Source organism: Aestuariimicrobium soli, assembly GCF_051192575.1.
Classification (GTDB): Bacteria; Actinomycetota; Actinomycetes; order Propionibacteriales; family Propionibacteriaceae; genus Aestuariimicrobium; species Aestuariimicrobium soli.
Window position 1 is genome coordinate 289190 of sequence record NZ_JBPJSQ010000002.1, and the last position, 15195, is coordinate 304384.

16 protein-coding genes and 1 tRNA gene are annotated in these 15195 nt (G+C 69.8%); 10 read left to right on the forward strand and 7 right to left on the reverse strand.

The genetic code is table 11. The features are described 5' to 3' along the window. Positions 1 to 9 precede the first annotated feature (9 nt). From ACSDQ9_RS02665 to ACSDQ9_RS02680, 4 genes are all read left to right on the forward strand, one after another. A complete protein-coding gene (locus ACSDQ9_RS02665; protein WP_435143241.1) occupies positions 10 to 504 on the forward strand; it encodes an SRPBCC family protein in 495 nt (164 codons plus the stop codon). Between the two features lie 64 nt (positions 505 to 568). Then, a tRNA-Met gene (locus ACSDQ9_RS02670) sits at positions 569 to 642 on the forward strand. Positions 643 to 751: 109 nt separating this feature from the next. Further along, positions 752 to 1189, forward strand: coding sequence for an ADP-ribosylglycohydrolase family protein (locus ACSDQ9_RS02675; protein WP_435143242.1), 438 nt, complete (start codon positions 752 to 754; stop codon positions 1187 to 1189). Positions 1190 to 1305: 116 nt separating this feature from the next. Next, the gene (locus tag ACSDQ9_RS02680) at positions 1306 to 1605 is read left to right on the forward strand and encodes an ADP-ribosylglycohydrolase family protein (RefSeq protein ID WP_435143244.1); all 300 of its coding nucleotides are present in this window, start codon (positions 1306 to 1308) and stop codon (positions 1603 to 1605) included. 3 nt (positions 1606 to 1608) lie between these two features. On the opposite strand, the gene ACSDQ9_RS02685 is transcribed toward ACSDQ9_RS02680, so the two are convergent. Both ACSDQ9_RS02685 and ACSDQ9_RS02690 read right to left on the reverse strand, forming a co-directional pair. Beyond that, on the reverse strand, positions 1609 to 2595 hold the full coding sequence (locus ACSDQ9_RS02685; RefSeq protein ID WP_435143245.1) for a cation diffusion facilitator family transporter: 987 nt from the start codon (positions 2593 to 2595) through the stop codon (positions 1609 to 1611). Positions 2596 to 2625: 30 nt separating this feature from the next. Next, on the reverse strand, positions 2626 to 2808 hold the full coding sequence (locus ACSDQ9_RS02690; protein WP_435143247.1) for a CHRD domain-containing protein: 183 nt from the start codon (positions 2806 to 2808) through the stop codon (positions 2626 to 2628). A 167-nt stretch (positions 2809 to 2975) separates the two neighbouring features. On the opposite strand from ACSDQ9_RS02690, the gene ACSDQ9_RS02695 reads away from it, so the two are divergent. The 3 genes from ACSDQ9_RS02695 to ACSDQ9_RS02705 are packed head-to-tail and all read left to right on the forward strand — an operon-like array spanning position 2976 to position 6614. Then, complete coding sequence (locus ACSDQ9_RS02695; protein WP_435143248.1) at positions 2976 to 3896, forward strand: TY-Chap domain-containing protein; 921 nt, start codon at positions 2976 to 2978, stop codon at positions 3894 to 3896. Between the two features lie 34 nt (positions 3897 to 3930). After that, positions 3931 to 5226, forward strand: a complete 1296-nt coding sequence (locus tag ACSDQ9_RS02700) for a M16 family metallopeptidase (RefSeq protein ID WP_435143250.1) — start codon at positions 3931 to 3933, stop codon at positions 5224 to 5226. After that, complete coding sequence (locus tag ACSDQ9_RS02705; protein WP_435143252.1) at positions 5223 to 6614, forward strand: M16 family metallopeptidase; 1392 nt, start codon at positions 5223 to 5225, stop codon at positions 6612 to 6614. The genes ACSDQ9_RS02700 and ACSDQ9_RS02705 overlap by 4 nt, the downstream gene beginning before the upstream one ends. Before the next feature lie 60 nt (positions 6615 to 6674). Here ACSDQ9_RS02705 and ACSDQ9_RS02710 read toward each other — a convergent pair whose 3' ends face one another. From ACSDQ9_RS02710 to ACSDQ9_RS02720, 3 genes are all read right to left on the reverse strand, one after another. Further along, positions 6675 to 9521: a UPF0182 family membrane protein gene (locus tag ACSDQ9_RS02710; RefSeq protein WP_435143254.1), complete on the reverse strand. Its 2847-nt coding sequence runs from the start codon at positions 9519 to 9521 to the stop codon at positions 6675 to 6677. 76 nt (positions 9522 to 9597) lie between these two features. Then, complete coding sequence (locus tag ACSDQ9_RS02715) at positions 9598 to 10107, reverse strand: PPA1309 family protein (protein WP_435143255.1); 510 nt, start codon at positions 10105 to 10107, stop codon at positions 9598 to 9600. Next, positions 10104 to 11231: a YlbL family protein gene (locus ACSDQ9_RS02720; RefSeq protein WP_435143257.1), complete on the reverse strand. Its 1128-nt coding sequence runs from the start codon at positions 11229 to 11231 to the stop codon at positions 10104 to 10106. Before ACSDQ9_RS02720 ends, ACSDQ9_RS02715 begins: the two co-directional genes overlap by 4 nt. A gap of 105 nt (positions 11232 to 11336) precedes the next feature. Here ACSDQ9_RS02720 and ACSDQ9_RS02725 point away from each other — a divergent pair, with 105 nt between their 5' ends. The 3 genes from ACSDQ9_RS02725 to ACSDQ9_RS02735 all read left to right on the forward strand — a co-directional run bounded on the left by ACSDQ9_RS02725 (position 11337) and on the right by ACSDQ9_RS02735 (position 14287). After that, a complete protein-coding gene (locus tag ACSDQ9_RS02725; RefSeq protein ID WP_435143258.1) occupies positions 11337 to 12749 on the forward strand; it encodes a zinc-dependent metalloprotease in 1413 nt (470 codons plus the stop codon). Between the two features lie 277 nt (positions 12750 to 13026). Continuing rightward, positions 13027 to 13188 carry a DUF5679 domain-containing protein gene (locus tag ACSDQ9_RS02730; RefSeq protein ID WP_022910427.1) on the forward strand — a complete coding sequence of 54 codons (162 nt, stop codon included), beginning with the start codon at positions 13027 to 13029 and terminating at the stop codon, positions 13186 to 13188. A gap of 184 nt (positions 13189 to 13372) precedes the next feature. Next, the gene (locus ACSDQ9_RS02735) at positions 13373 to 14287 is read left to right on the forward strand and encodes a hypothetical protein (protein ID WP_435143261.1); all 915 of its coding nucleotides are present in this window, start codon (positions 13373 to 13375) and stop codon (positions 14285 to 14287) included. Here ACSDQ9_RS02735 and ACSDQ9_RS02740 read toward each other — a convergent pair. Together ACSDQ9_RS02740 and ACSDQ9_RS02745 are read right to left on the reverse strand one after the other, a co-directional pair. After that, complete coding sequence (locus tag ACSDQ9_RS02740) at positions 14274 to 14750, reverse strand: arsenate reductase/protein-tyrosine-phosphatase family protein (RefSeq protein ID WP_435143262.1); 477 nt, start codon at positions 14748 to 14750, stop codon at positions 14274 to 14276. The two genes, ACSDQ9_RS02735 and ACSDQ9_RS02740, sit on opposite strands and share 14 nt — an antisense overlap. 105 nt (positions 14751 to 14855) lie before the next feature. Next, positions 14856 to 15146, reverse strand: coding sequence for a WhiB family transcriptional regulator (locus tag ACSDQ9_RS02745; protein ID WP_435143264.1), 291 nt, complete (start codon positions 15144 to 15146; stop codon positions 14856 to 14858). Positions 15147 to 15195: the final 49 nt, after the last annotated feature.

Sequence of the window (15195 nt, forward strand, 5' to 3'; positions counted from 1 at the left end):
GATGGGGGCATGACCGATCCACAGACCCCCGCCGAGGCCGTCGTCACCGCCTCCCGCCTCGTGCACGCCCCCGTCGAGATCGTCTTCGAGCTGATCGCCGATCCCGCACACCAGCCGCGGTGGGACGGCAACGACAACCTCAGCCACGCCGACGAGGGCCAGCGCGTGCACGCCGTCGGTGACGTCTTCGTGATGCACAACTCGTCTCGCGAACCCGGCAAGCCGGGCAAGGTCAAGGAGAACCACGTCGTCGCCTTCGAAGAGGGCCGGACGATCGCCTGGGCGCCCGCCGACGCCGGCCAGGAGCCCACCGGTCACGTCTGGCGGTGGGACCTCGAGCCCGCCGACGACGGCACGCTGGTCACCCACATCTACGACTACTCCAAGCAGACGCACGAGGGTCGCATCGAGTATGGACGAAACCTCAAGCCCGAGGCGCTGCTGGCCTCGATCGACCGGCTGGCGGCGGCCGCGGAGGCGGGTTCGGGCTCCACTGAGGGCTGACGGACGCCTGACGGGGCTCGATTTGGCTCCCGCGTCGGGCCTGTGTAGAGTTGCTGAATGCCGACGCGGGGTGGAGCAGCTCGGTAGCTCGCCGGGCTCATAACCCGGAGGTCACAGGTTCAAATCCTGTCCCCGCTACACAAGTCCACGTAGGACGAGGAACTCCCGGGCCCATCAGGGCTCGGGAGTTCTGCTTTTCCCGCTGGTCCGCGGCAGAAGTGTCAGAGCCGTCGGTCATGCTGGGCCCATGCGGTCACCACCAGCGCCGAACTCCCCCACCCGCGACCTGGATCGCTACCGATCCCACGTCCGAGGCTGCCTGCTGGGCGGCGCCATCGGCGACGCCCTGGGCGGGCCCGTCGAGTTCTGGAGTCTCGACCGGATCACCTCACGCGTGGGACCGCGTGGGGTGCGCGACTATCTGCCGGACGACGGCCTCGTCGGCCACACCTCCGACGAGGGGAACCACCCCATCATCGGGCACATCACCGACGACACCCAGATGACCCTGTTCACCGTCGAGGGGCTCATCCGGGCCACCGTCCGCTCCGCCACCCGGGGTACGGCCCTCGGGCCCGCACCCATCCACCACGCCTACGATCGCTGGCTCGACACCCAGCTGCTGCCCGGCCCCGGGGTCGAGCGACCCGGGGGCGGCTGGCTCGTCCGGGAACCATGGCTGTAGGCCCGGCGTGAACCGGGCGTGACCTGTCTGACAGCCCTGCAAGAACGGCGCCGCGGCCCAGATCCGGACAGGTTCGGTGACCCGGCCGTCAACGCGGGTGGGTCGCCGAAGAGGCGTTGGCCATCGGCATCTACGCCGCGCTCTGCCACCCCGGCGAGCACGAGATGTTGGATGCCCTGGCGCTGGCCGTCACCCATTCGGGCGACAGCGACTCGACCGGATCGATCTGCGGCAACATCCTGGGCGCACTGCACGGCGAGGGCGCCCTGCCGGCCGCACTGCTCTTCCGCACCGAAGGTCGGGCGACCATCGCCGAGCTGGCCGACGACCTCGTGCTCGAGTTCACCCAGGGCAAGCAGCTCCGCGGCCCGTACGGCCTCGAGACCGGATGGTTCGAGCGCTACCCGGGCGTGTGAGGTTCACAGCCCGCCGCGCTCACCGTCCGCACGCACCGGGGCGCTGAGGGTGAGAATCGCCCGCTCCACCAGGGGGTGGTCGTTCAACTGGTCCTCCAAGGCCTGCAGTTCGACGGCGACCTCGTCCTCGGGCAGGTTCCCCGCCAGATCGACGGCCGCGATCAGCAGCACCTTGCCGGGACCGACGTAGACCAGGTGCAGGAACGACACCGAGTCGATGGCGCGTTGCGCCAACAGCACCGACATGGTCGCCTCGCGAATCTCGGCCGACACCGACTGACCGGTGAGGAAGTCGCGGTTGCGACCGATCAGGAAGACTGCGACGAAGCCCAGCAACACCCCGACCAGAATCGAGCCGACGGCGTCCCACACCGGGTTGCCGGTCACCTGGTGCAGGGCCATGCCACCGGCGGCCAGCAGCAGGCCGACCAGCGCGGCGGAGTCCTCGGCGAAGACCGCCCGCAGGGTCGGGTTCGAGGTGGAGCTCACGAAGCGCAGGGGGTGCATGCTGAGGCGTCTGGCCTGCGACTTCACCGAGCGAAGCGCCTGCAGGAACGAGATGCCCTCGAGCACGAACGAGATGGCCAGCACCACGTAGCCCCACGTGTAGTCCGCCTCCACCTCCGGGGCGGTCAGCGACGTGATCCCGTGCCAGATCGACACGATGGAGCCAGCCGCGAACAGGCCGAAGGCGGCGATCATCGACCACACGTAGGCCTCGCGGCCGTACCCCAGGGGCTGCTTCTCGTCCGCTGGTTTGGACGATCTCTTCTCGGCAACGAGGAGGAAGATCTCGTTGCCGGTGTCGGCCCACGAGTGGGCGGCCTCGGCGACCATGGACGCCGACCCGGTGAGCGCGCCCACGACGGACTTGGCGATGGCGATCAGGGTGTTCGCGGTCAGCGCCACCAGAACGGTGAGCAGAGACTCATTCTCGGACGACGGCGGCTGCGGCAAAGCTGGCTGAGCGGTCACTGGCTGGGCGGTCACTGGCCGAGTGTAGGCCGCCCACAGCCGTCATCAGCCGAGCTGGGACCGAATCTCCCCTCCCGGGTAGGTGGTGGTGTGCACGTTGACGTAGAACTGCGCCGGCGCCTTGCGGATCTCCCGACCCAGCACCTTGTCGAGGGGCACACCATCGGAGGTGGTGAACGACGTCGCCCCCGACACGACGGTGAGGGGGATGACGACGGGACCAGCCACCCCGGCGGGGGCACGGAGGGGGAACCTGAGGTTTCCACGCGCCCAATATCATACAGGTGTTCGACTACGCGCGGGCCACGCCGCACGCTCACGAAAATTGTCGGAACCGCTCCCTACCGTCATTGTCAGGACGCCGACGGATGGTCGGCCGACGAAAGGGGGAGGTCATGGCTCGTCACCTGGACTTCGACATTGCAACCGAGGAAGCCTTCGGTTGGTTCACCGATCTGCTCGAGGAGCGGCTCGACGCGCTTGAGCTCGACCACGAGCTGGTGATCCGCCGGCTGGCCGGTCACCGCAGCCAGAAGCTCATGCGACTGGCCAAGACCAGGTCGGGGCTCACCGTGTGGGCGCTGGACAACACCTCCCTGCCCAAGGACCGGGCGATCACTCGGGCCGGCATGGCAGCCCTGCGCGGACTGGGGTTCCAGCGGTGGCGCAACGTGCCGGGGTACTACCTGGCCCACTTCGCCCCCGGCCTGCACCAGCGGGCCGCCGATCACGTCGTCGAGGCGTTGCGGCGTGCCTATCAGGTGCTCCACCCCGCACTGCTCGCCGAGCCCTTGGTGCCGACCCAGGCCATTCGCGCCGACGAGGCGCCCGAGGTCCCCGACCATCTGACCGACGAGGTCGAGGTGGTCGATGTGCACCACCTCGTCGACCTGCTGAGCCTTGTCTTCCGAGCCCGGGGTGGGACTGCCACGCGAGGCGACGGCCGCGTCCAGGGCTCGTGGCGCGGGGTCGAGGTGTGCGCCACGGCACAAGGGCTCGACACGGTGGTTCTCAGCGCCGTGCTGCACCTCGAGATGGACGATCCCGCCCGATTCGATGCCCTGCTGACCCGGGAGTGTGCGGGCTGCGGAGAGCACGGGATGGACAATCCCGTCGGCGGGGTCTTCGACGTCGTGCGGGACGGCCCGACGGTGAGCCTCGAGGCGACGCTGCACGCCCAGCCCTTCCACGGTGACTTCTTCGCCGACATGCTCGACGACCTGGTGGCCGAGTACCCGCACGTGGAACGTGTGATCGCGGCGCTGCTGAACCCCGGGGCGCTGAACCCCGAGGCCTCGGCCGGACTGGATGAATGAGCCCCGCGCGGGCGCCTGTGCCAAGCTGAACCTCATGTCCTCACCCGAGCTCCACTACGACCTGGTCGACCACACCCTCGACAACGGGCTGCGCGTGGTGGTCAACCCCGACCCCACCTCCCCGGGAGTGGCGGTCAACCTGTGGTACCAGGTGGGCTCGCGCGACGAGGCCCTCGGCGATCCCAGCCGCACCGGCTTCGCGCACCTGTTCGAGCACCTGATGTTCCAGGGCACCTGGACCGGCGTCGGCGTCGGCGAACACCTGGCGGCCATCCAGGCCGCCGGCGGCGGAGCCAACGCCACCACCAGCTTCGATCGCACCAACTACTTCGAGACCATCGTGCCCGGCGCCCTCGATCTGGCGCTGTGGTTGGAGGCCCAGCGCATGGAGGCGCTGCGCGTCGACCAGGTCAACCTGGACACCCAGCGTGAGGTGGTCAAGGAGGAGAAGCGCCAGCGCTACGACAACCAGCCCTACGGCGACACCTTCCAGTTGCTCACCGAACTGGCGTTCGGCCCCGACCACGCCTACGGCCACACCCCGATCGGCTCGATGGCCGATCTCGACGCCGCCAACCTCACCGACGTGCAGGCCTTCTACGACCACTGGTACTCCCCCGCCAACGCCGTGCTGGTGCTGGCCGGGCAGATCGGCGCGGACGAGGCCCTCACCCGCGCCCAGCACCACTTCGGAGCCATCCAGGCCAGGCCGCGCCCCGATCGTCCGGTGGTCGGGCTGCCGAAGGTCGACCTGCGGGGCGGAACCCACACGGTGCACCGGGACGTGCCGCGCGACAGCGTTCACCTCGTGTGGCGGTGCCCACCGCAACACTCGGGCGACGACGTCGCCCTCGACGTGGCCATGGGCGTGCTGTCGGGGGGCCAGTCGGCCCGCCTGCACCAGCGCCTCGTCCGCGAACTCGAGGTCGCCGAGGGCGTCAGCGCCTCGACCCTGGGGCTGACCGCCGACACCAACCTCGCCCTGATCAGCGCGCGGGTGCGCCCCGAATCGACCCCCGAGCGGGTGCGGGACGAACTGCTCGCCGAGCTCGTCCGCCTCTCCAGCGAGGGGCCCACCGAGGCCGAGCTCGATCGAGCCGACGCCCAGACCGAACGGGAGTGGTTCGAGGAACTGGCCACCGTCGAGGCCCGCGCCGACGAGATCAACCACTGGACCTCGACCACCGGTGACCCGCAGGGCATCAACCGCCACCTCGCCGAGGTGCTGGCGGTCACCGCCGACGACGTCACCACTGCCCTGCGTGCGCACCTGGCGCCCGAGCAGGTCTTCACCTTCAACTACCTGTCGACCGACGGAGTCGCCCGATGACCGCCACCCAGCCCAGCATCACCGCTCCCCGCGACCCCCGCCACGTGCGCCCCGGGGTGCTGTCGGCCAATCCGTGGCTCTTCCCGACCCCCGAGATCGCCCGGCTCGACAACGGGCTCGAGGTCTGGGCCTACCGCCTACCCGGGCAGCACGTGATCGCCCTCGACCTGACCCTCGATGTCCACCTCTCGGTTGAGCCCCGTGAGCTCGAGGGCGTGGCCACGATGACCCTGCGCACCTCCGACGAGGGTGGCCTCGACCATCCCGGTGCCCGTCTGGCCGAGGCCCTCGAATCGGCCGGCGCCGTCTACGACGGGGCCATCAACCACCAGTTCACCGGCTGCAGTCTCGACGCCCCGGCGACCCGCATCGACACGGCACTCGACCTGTTCCGCGAGATCCTCACCCGGCCCGAACACCACCCGGCCGACCTGAACAGGCACGTGGCCCTACGGCTGGCCGAGATCGAACAGGGACGAGCCTCCGGCCCCGCTACCGCCAGCCGGGCGACCCGCCAGGTGGTCTGGGGTCGCGAGCAGCGTCGGGGACGACCCAGCGGCGGAGACGCGCACACCCTCGGTCGCCTCACCCGGGACCATCTGGCCGAGTTCCATCAGCGCACGTGGCGCCCCGACGTCGCCCGCATCGTGATCGCCGGCGACCACCCCGATCTGATCGGCCAGGTGGCCCGCGGCCTGGGCGGCTGGGCTCGTCCCGACGTGGAGGCCGTCACCAGCCTCGAGTCGCCGGTCGCCTTGCCCGCCGGCGGTGCCCGGGTCGTCCATCTCGTCGACCGACCCGAGGCCGTGCAGGCCGACGTGCGCATCAGCGGCATCGGGCTCTCGCGGCGCGACCGCGACCTGCCCGCGCTTCAGCTGGCCGGAGTGGCCGTGGGCGGCAGCTTCCTGTCGCGGCTGAACAAGCGCATCCGCGAGGAGCTCGGCTACACCTATGGCATCTCGTTCGGGCACCAGCCGAACCCGACCACCCCGCGGTGGCAGGTCAGCACCAGCGTGCGCACCGAGGTGGTGGCGGCGGCCCTCGACGAGACCCAGACCCTGCTCGACCTGACCACCCACGGCCTCACCGATCGAGAACTCGCCGACGCCCGCGCGCAGCTGGTCACCATGGCCCCGCTGCGTTACGAGACCGCCTCGGCCATCGTCGGGCAGGCCGCCTCTCTGGCGGTCGACCGGCTCGACGTCGACTGGATCAACCGACACTTCGCCCGCATGAGCGCCATCGACCCCGACGAGGCGACCGAGGTGTTCTCACGGGTGGTGGCGGCCGACCGGCACCAGGTGGTCGTGGTCGGCCCCGCCGACACGCTGGCCCCCGACCTCGAGGCGCGCGGGTTCCGGGTGGTCAGCCACGACGTCGAGGAGTGAGCCCCACCCCTTGACCAGCTGCGCCCACGTGACGAGCTGCGCCCACGTGACGAGCTGCGCCTACTTGACCAGCTTGAGGGCCTCGTCCACCTTCGTCTGGGCGATGCCCACCTGCTTCTGGTACTCCGACAGATTCCCCTGCTTCAGGGCGGCATCGGCCGCCACGAACGCGGCCTGGGCCTCGCCCAGCAGCTTCGCTGCCGTCGGATTCGACCCCGGGTCGCTCGGCTGGTCGGGCTTCTCCTCGGTCTGACCGCCCGAGTCACCGCCGAAGACCTGGTCGAGGGCCTGCTGCAACGTGTCACCGATGCCGACGTGCTCGCCGAAGCGCACCACCACGAACTGCAGGGCCGGGTACCCGCCGTTGGCGCTCGACTGGCGCTGGGTGTAGATGGGCTGCACGTACAGCAACCCTCCGCCGAGCGGCAGGGTGAGCAGATTGCCGAAGATCGCCTGGGCGGAGCCCTGGTTCAGGAACGGGCGCAGCTTCTCGGCCACCACGGGGTTCGTGGTGATCGCGTTCATGGTCTGCGAGGGCCCCGGGATCTGCTGGGAGTCGTCCATCCGCAGGATGCGGATCTTGCCGTAGTCGGGGCTGGTCGCGTCCGCGTTGACCGACACGTAGGCGCGCAGGTTCTCGCGCTTGTCGGGCACGAACACCGAGGTCTGGCTGAACACCGGCGCCGAATCCCCCGGCCACTTGATGCTCAGGTAGTACGGGGGCTCCAGCTTGCCGCCCGTCTGCGTCGGGTCGGCGGGCACCCGCCACAGGTCGGAGTTCTGCATCAGCGTGAGCGGGTTGGTGGTGTGGTACTTGCCCAACACCTGCCGCTGCACCTTGAACAGGTCCTGCGGGTAGCGCATGTGGCTCAGCAGCGCGCTGGGGATCGACGACTTGGGCTTGACCACCCCGGGATAGACCTGCATCTGCGTCTGCAGAATCGGGTCCGACTCGTCCCACGCGTACAGCGTGACGGTGCCGTCGTAAGCGTCGACGACAGCCTTGACCGAGTTGCGCAGGTAGTTGATGTTCTTCTGCACCGCCCCGATCGACTGGGAGTCGGTGGTCGCCGCGCGCAGGTCGATGCGCTCGGAGTTCGGGTAGGAGTCGCTGGTGGTGTAGCCGTCGACCACCCAGACGATGCGCCCGTCGACGACGGTCGGGTAGGGGTCCTGGTCGATCGTCAACCACGGCGCCACCTGCTGCACCCGGGCGCTCGGCTCGCGGTGGTAGAGAATCTTGGAATCGGCGCTCACCTGGTTCGACAGCAACAGGTTGATGTCGACATTGGTGGTGGCGTACATCAGCCGCACCAGCCAGTTGCGGAGCGACACCCCACCGGTGCCCGAGTAGGTGACCTTCTGGTCCTTACCCAGATCACCGCTGGTGGGCAGGTCGAGTTCCACCGGCGCGGTGCCCGTCGGGGCTCCGACGACGACGTACTGGTTCGACTTCTCACCGAAGTAGATGCGGGGCTGCTCGACGCCCAGCTTGCCGCGCGAGGGCAGGTCGCCCTCGAGCCACACGGGCTCGCCGTTGGACTCGCGCTGGTTGCCGTAGGCGGCCACCAGGCCGTAGCCGTGCGTGTAGACGGTGTGCAGGTTGTTCCACGACTTGTCGGCCAGCTTGTTGACGTCGACCTCGCGCGCGGCGACCACCGCATCGGTCACCTGACCGTCGACGGTGTAGCGGTCGACATCGAGCTCCGCCGGGAAGGAGTAGTAGCCGCGCACCTGCTGCTGCTGGTCGAAGGCGGACGAGATCACGGCCGGGTCCATCAGCCTGATCGAGGGCAGGGCGGCAGCGTCCTGCTTCAACTGCCCGGCAGTGGCGGTGGTCACGGCCGGGTAGTCGGTGACCTCCGTGCCGGCGATCCCGTAGGCCGCCCGGGTGGCAGCGATGTTGGTGGCGACGTACTGGTATTCCTTCGACTGGTAGCTCGGACGAACACTGAATCGCTGCAGGCCGGCGGGGTAGATGCCCTGGATCACCACCGAGGTGGCCAGCATCACCACCAGCGTGGACCCCACCAGCGGCCAGCGACGCAGCCGGGCGTTCACGATCAGGCCGACGGCACACAGGAACGAGATCACGGCCATGACCAGCTTGCCGGTGATGCGGGCGTGGTCGTCCGCGTACCCCACACCGGTGAACAGGTAGTTGGGGCTCACCTGGTAGGAGTAGCGGTCGAGCAGCTGCAGCGCGCCGTAGGCCACCAGGATGCCGGCCATCAGCAGCGACAGGTGGGCCTGGGCGGGCGAGTCGAACGGTGCCGGCGGCCGCTGAGGACGACCGGCGAGCCCCAGCCGGGGCGTCATGGCGCGCAGGGCGCCGTTGGCCAGATGGGTGACGGCGGCCACCACGAGACAGGCGATCAGCAGCGCGATCACGTAACCGACCACGAACCGCCACCAGGGCAGGTCGAAGACGAAGAACGAGGCGTCGTGGCCCGAGTAGGGATCGCTCACCCCGAAGTCGGTCGCGTGGCGCCACGACAGGTAGCGGTCGGTCTGGTCGGCGGCGGCGAGACCGGCCAGCAGCCCCAGCACACCGGCCGGCACCAGGCTGGCCATCCACCACCGTTGTTCGATCAGTTCGCGGTAGCGGGCCAGCACGGGCGACGCGGCAGGGGTGCGCACCTTCGGCCGCATCCGATGGGCCACCAGCACGGTGAGCGCGACGCAGGTGGTCATCACCGCCGCGAACACCGCGAACAGCACCAGCGAGGTCACCAGTCGGGTCACGTAGACCGAGGTGACGCCCAACGACCGGTACCACAGCACGGTGGTCGTGATCCGGCTGGCCACCAGCCAGGCGACCACCAGTGCGGCCACGGCGAGCAGCACCCAGCCCAGACTGGGGCGCCGGTGATGGGTGGCCGGGCGGCGGATGCTGGCGGTCGTCATGACGGGTTCCTCGGGGCGGTGAAAGACAGGGTGGCGGTGAAAGACAGGGTGGCGGTGAAAGGTGGGGCGGGGTGGCTCACCGGAGGGTGGCCAACAGTGCCCGCGAGAGGGCGGGCACGAGGTCGTCGGAGGACAACAGTTCCTCGGGGTGGCTGCGCAGTCGCGCGAGGCCGTGCACGGTGTCCTCCCGCATCGCCCCGACCACGACGCGGGCCTCCTGCCGATCGGGATGCTCCCGGACGAACGCCTCGGCCGCAGCCGGGTCGGAGGGAATGTCGGCCTCGTGACGAGGCCCCAGGAACGTGCGCTCCATCACGATGGCGCACCCCTGCACCGTGGCCGGCCACTGCATCCGACCCAGGGTCTCGAACACGTCGTCCCCGATGACGAAGTCTTCCTGTTCGATGCTCGACAGCGAATCGGGGGAACCCGAGGTCAGGTGCGCGGCGAGGCTGGGCTCCTGCCGGATGAGCACCTCGGTCGAGACCAGGGCGAACAGTCGGGCGGGCTGGTCCCACCCCGCACGGGCCACGTGACGGTCGATCTCGGCCAACGCCGCGATCAGGATGTCGGTCTGCTCGTTCAACAGCGAGGCACCTCCTTGCCTGATGGATCCTGTTGCAGCTGCGACAGCGCCGAGATGGCGTCACGCAGGGTGCCGACCTTCACCAACTGCAGGTCGGTCTGCAGGCCCCCGAGGTCCTTGCAGTTGGCGGCCGGCACCAGGAAGATGTCGGCCTTGGCCTTCTCGGCGCCGGCGATCTTCTCCTGGATGCCGCCGATCGCGCCCACGTTCCCGTCGGGGCCGATGCTGCCGGTGCCCGCGACGACCCGACCCGCGAGCACGTCGGCGGGCTGCACCAGGTCGTAGATGCCGAGGGCGAACACCAGTCCGGCGCTGGGCCCGACGATGCGGTTGTCGAGGTGGTAGACGACCTCGGCGGAGTACTTGTACCCGATGCCGGTGGTGATGCCGACCACCGGAACCGTGGCATCCTTCGCCGATGCCTGTGTGGTCACGGTCTGGGTCAGCTGCTTGCCGTTGCGCTCCACGGTGAACACCACCTGCTCCCCCACCTTGTGGCGGCGGATCCGGTCGCGCACGTCCTCGAGGGTCTGCACGGCCACGGAGTCGACCTTGAGCAGCAGATCGCCGGGCTGCAGCTTGCCGTGGGAGGCACCCGAGAGCGACACCCCCTGCACCTGCGGCAGTTCGAGCACCGGCTGGCCGGCGGCCCGCAGGGCGGCGACGACGGCGTCGGCGCGGGAGGTGTCCATCATGGCCACCTCTTCGGCCTTCACCTGCTCCTCGGACTTGTTCGGCGGGTAGTAGAAGTCGCGGGGCAACACGTCGTGCCGCGGCAACCAGTGGGCCGCCAGGGCCTCGGGCAACGCGAGCCGAGCGTCGACCCGGGTCACAGACACGGTGGTCATGCGCAGTTGACCGTGCAGAGGCTCGGTGGGCAAGCCCTTGACCTCGATCATCGGGGTGCCGTCGGCAGTGCGCCCGGCCACGTCGACAGTGCCCCCGGGCGACCACGCCACGTAGGGAACCGGCAGCAGGAACACCAGTACCGCCAACAGCACCAACGCCCCGGCGGCGACCATCGCAGTCACCGAGTTGGACGACCAGCCGCCGCGGCTCTGGCGGAGGCGTCGTCCCTCCTGGGCACGCCAACCCGGCAGGGTGGTCCTCGGCCCGGCGGTCATGGGCTGAACCCTACCGTGCCGGGCGAAGGCCGCCGAGCCCTTGGGTCGCGGGGTCGGCTGCGGTTCAATGGAGGTCGACAGCCGTGCAGTCCCAGGAGGTACCCCTTGACCACGAACAACCCCGGCCAGGACGATCCCGACCAGCCCCGGGATCCCTTCGAGGCGCTGTTCGAACAGCTGGGTCTGTCGGGCCAGGGCGGACAGGTGGACTTCAACGAGCTGGCCTCCCGGCTGCAACAGATGTTCGGTGGCGCCGGTGCCCCCGGGTCGATGCCCGGCTTCCTGGGCTTCGGCATGCCCGGGCAGGGCTCGGGCTCGTCCGGTGGTGGTGCCCTCGACTGGGCCCAGGTCAAGCAGCTGACCCGCCAACTGTCGGCCCAGGCCGGCCCCGACCCGACGCCCAGCCTGCACGAGCAGAACGACGTGCGCGCAGCGGCCCGGTTGGCGGAGTTGTGGCTCGACGAGGTGTGCGAGTTCCCCCAGGTGACCACCACCCCACAGGCGTGGAGCCGGGCCGAATGGATCGAGTCGACGGTGGCCTCCTGGAAGCCGATCGTCGAACCGATCGTGGGCTCGCTGGGTGAGGCGATGACCGGCCTGCTCACGCAGCAGCAGGCCGATCTGGCCGCCGACGACCCGCTGGCGGGTCTGTCGCAGATGCTCACGCCGATGATGCGGCAGATGGCTGCGGGCATGTACCAGTTGCAGTTCGCGCAGGCGTTGGCGGCGCTGTCGAAGCGGGTCGTCTCCGGTGCCGAGATCGGGTTCCAGCTGCTCTCCGAACCCCGGGTCACGATCCTGCCCGACAACATGGGCGAACAGTTCGGCGAGCTGGAGCTCCCTCTGGACGACGTCCGCCTCTACCTGACCCTGCGCGAGTCCGCCCGTCAGCGCCTCTTCGCGCACGTCGGTTGGCTCGGGCCGCAGCTGCTGGCCTACGTGGAGCACTATGCGTCGGAGACCAAGATCGATCAGTCGGCCGTCGAGAGCGTCTTCGATGCCGACGAGCTCGACCAGTTGACCCCCGAGCGCATGCAGGAGCTGTCGCAGCAATTGCAGGGCAAGCTTTTCGAGCCCACCCGCACCCCCGAGCAGATCGAGGTGCTGGGCCGACTCGAGACCCTGTTGGCGCTCACCGAGGGCTGGGTCGACGAACTCGTGGCGAAGGCGGCCAGCCGCTACATGCCCAACCATGCGGCCCTCGCCGAGACCTGGCGGCGACGCCGCGGGGCCGGTGGCCCCGCCGAGGAGGTCTTCGCCTCCCTCGTCGGGCTGGAGCTTCGTCCGCGACGGGTTCGGGACGCCGCCAACCTGTGGGCGGCCGTGACCGAACTGCGTGGTCAGGTCGAGCGCGACCGACTCTGGAGCCACCCCGATCTGCTGCCGACGGCCGCGGCCCTCGACGACCCCGTCGGGTTCGCCGACCCCGACCAGCAGGAAGCGGGCGAGGGTGACGACATGGACCGTGCATTGGCCCAACTCCTGGCCGAGGAGTCGGGTCGCGACGACGAGGTCTGAGACTCCACTCGAGGGTCTCGACCGACCACTTGACGGGCGGTCGAGGCTCCCCCTACGGTTTCTCGTGAAGCCCCCGGAGGGCCGATCGCGTGCAGGGGAAGGCAAGCGATCCGGTTCCGGGGGTTTCACCATGTCACCCACCGGTGGCGCCAACTTTTCGGGGCGTTCAGGCGTGGCTGAGCGTGATTCACGCTCAGTTGGCTACAGTGATGCGGTAGCTACCCGCTCGGAATCACTCCGATCGCCGTGCGGGTGAACCCATACACAAGGAGGAAAAGTGGCTGACGAGACCTACAACGGCGAGTTCTACTGCGTGAAGTGCAAGGCCAAGCGGACCGCTGAGGGCAACGTCGTCGTCAACGACAAGGGCACCCGCATGGCCAAGGCCAAGTGCCCCGAGTGCGGCACCAACCTGAACCGGATTCTCGGCAAGGCCTGAGCTCTTCCCACGGCAGGGCGGGCGGTTCCTTCGGGAACCCCCGCCCTGTCTGCGTGTCCGGGGGCTGCGTGTCCGGGCCCGGTCGCCCGCGGAGACAACACTTCAGGGCTGAAGTGTTGTCCGAGTGTTGTCCGGCCACCCCTGGCCCTTCCGCGCACCCCGGTCGTCCCGCTGGGATGAGGGCATGGATCACCTCTCCCCCGTCGTGTTGGCCGGCCACCTCGTCCGGGAGGTCGACGGCTGGCGTGTGCTCGACGACCTCGGACGAGTCTGGCGGCTCGGGCAGGTCGAACCGGCCGTCGTCCGGGCCCTGCAGCAGTGCACCGGCCACCTCAGCCCGGCAGCTCTGGCGGGCGATCTGCCCGACGACGTGCTCGCCACCTTCTGGAACCTGATCGACGACCTCGCCGAGGCCGGGGTGCTCCGCCCCGTCTCCACGGGCGCCCGGGTGGCCGTCATCGGATCGGGACGACTCGCGCTCGCCACCTGCCTGGCGCTGTGCGCCCTGGGGCCGGCCCGGCTGGTGCTCACCGATGTCGGGCCACCGGACATGATGCTCTACCCGCGAACGCTCGCCTCGACCGGGGCGGCCGCGTTGCAGCAGGCCCTGCGCGCCGAGGTGGGAGTCGAACACGACCTGGTCGTCGGCGGGCACTGGATCGACCTGAACCGCGAGCAGGTCGACGTCGCCGTCGTCGCCACCCCCACGGTGCTGCCCGACCGCGCCATCACCGACCACCTGGTGCGCACCCGCATTCCCCATCTGGTGACCAACCAACACCGGCAGGCCGCACACGTGGGCCCCGTGGTGGTTCCCGGACGAGGCGCCTGCCTGTGCTGCGATGACATCGTGCGCTCGGCCGCCGATCCGGCGTGGCCGGGGTGCGTGGCCACCTTGTCGCGCACGGCCTCCACCGGCGACCCGCGCATGCTCGACTGGGCCGCCCAGCAGGCGGCGCTGACGGTCGCGGGCGGGCTCGATCGGGCCGTCCCCGGTCAGCTGTGGTCGGCGTCGGTGACGGGCGGGATCCGGTCGCGCGACTGGGCGCCGCACCCCGACTGCCCCTGCCGCGTCGACGTCGCCGTCAACGCTGCCTGAGTCGCTCCAGTTCGGCGAAGATCTGCGGCATCGCGGCCTCGAGCAGACCCAGCGTCTCGCGGAAGTCGGTCACGTCGCCGTACCACGGGTCGTCCAACGGCGAGCCGGGGGTGGCGCCCGGAATGAAGTCGGTGACCAGCCGCACCGACACCTCCCGGTGGCGCTCCGCCAGCGGGGCCATCCGGGCCACGTGGTGCTGCTCGGCTGCGACCACCAGCCGAGCCGAGCCGAAGATCGCGTCGTCAATCAGGGTGGCCGCCCGGCCGCGGGCCACGTCGTGGCCGGCCTCACGCAGCACCTGCTGGGCCCGCCGGTCCATGGGGCGACCCTCCTCCTCACGGCTGACGGCCGCGCTGGCCACCACCGCGTCGATGCCGTGGTCGCGCGCCCAGTCCCGCGCCAGCACCTCGGCCATCGGACTGCGGCAGATGTTGCCCCAACACACGAACACGAGCTCAGCCATGGCACCGAGTCTGCCGAGCGGCGGCGCCGGAAAGCAAAGAACCTGGCCTTCCGTGGAGGGCCAGGTTCTCTGGGGGGTGGGTGGCGGTGACGGACGAGGTGATCATCAGGCAGCCACGTGCTCGGGCAGCGGATGCTTGCGCGGACGCCCTCGGGGGCGCTTGCGAGGAATCACGACGCCGTTCTCGAACAGTTCGCCGCCCCACACGCCGTGGGGCTCACGCCGCTCCAGGGCGCCGGCCAGGCACTCGGCGCGCAGCGGGCAGGGCCCACAGGTTGCCTTGGCCTCTTCGACGGTGGCGGGCACGTCGGAGAAGAACAGTTCGGGGTCGACACGGTGGCAAGGAAGGTCGAAGTCATCGGCTGCCAGGTCGGGTAGCAGGATGTCGAGGCTCATGAGGTGGTTTCTTCCGGTGTGGTGTGGTCTGGTCTGGGCCGGGAAACAC

Excerpts from the sequence above, each read along its gene's own strand:
- ACSDQ9_RS02665 (WP_435143241.1), top strand. The coding sequence starts at position 10 with ATGACCGATCCACAGACCCCCGCCGAGGCCGTCGTCACCGCCTCCCGC.
- ACSDQ9_RS02675 (WP_435143242.1), top strand. The coding sequence starts at position 752 with ATGCGGTCACCACCAGCGCCGAACTCCCCCACCCGCGACCTGGATCGC.
- ACSDQ9_RS02695 (WP_435143248.1), top strand. The coding sequence starts at position 2,976 with ATGGCTCGTCACCTGGACTTCGACATTGCAACCGAGGAAGCCTTCGGT.
- ACSDQ9_RS02700 (WP_435143250.1), top strand. The coding sequence starts at position 3,931 with ATGTCCTCACCCGAGCTCCACTACGACCTGGTCGACCACACCCTCGAC.
- ACSDQ9_RS02705 (WP_435143252.1), top strand. The coding sequence starts at position 5,223 with ATGACCGCCACCCAGCCCAGCATCACCGCTCCCCGCGACCCCCGCCAC.
- ACSDQ9_RS02710 (WP_435143254.1), bottom strand. The coding sequence starts at position 9,521 with ATGACGACCGCCAGCATCCGCCGCCCGGCCACCCATCACCGGCGCCCC.
- ACSDQ9_RS02720 (WP_435143257.1), bottom strand. The coding sequence starts at position 11,231 with ATGACCGCCGGGCCGAGGACCACCCTGCCGGGTTGGCGTGCCCAGGAG.
- ACSDQ9_RS02735 (WP_435143261.1), top strand. The coding sequence starts at position 13,373 with ATGGATCACCTCTCCCCCGTCGTGTTGGCCGGCCACCTCGTCCGGGAG.
- ACSDQ9_RS02740 (WP_435143262.1), bottom strand. The coding sequence starts at position 14,750 with ATGGCTGAGCTCGTGTTCGTGTGTTGGGGCAACATCTGCCGCAGTCCG.
- ACSDQ9_RS02745 (WP_435143264.1), bottom strand. The coding sequence starts at position 15,146 with ATGAGCCTCGACATCCTGCTACCCGACCTGGCAGCCGATGACTTCGAC.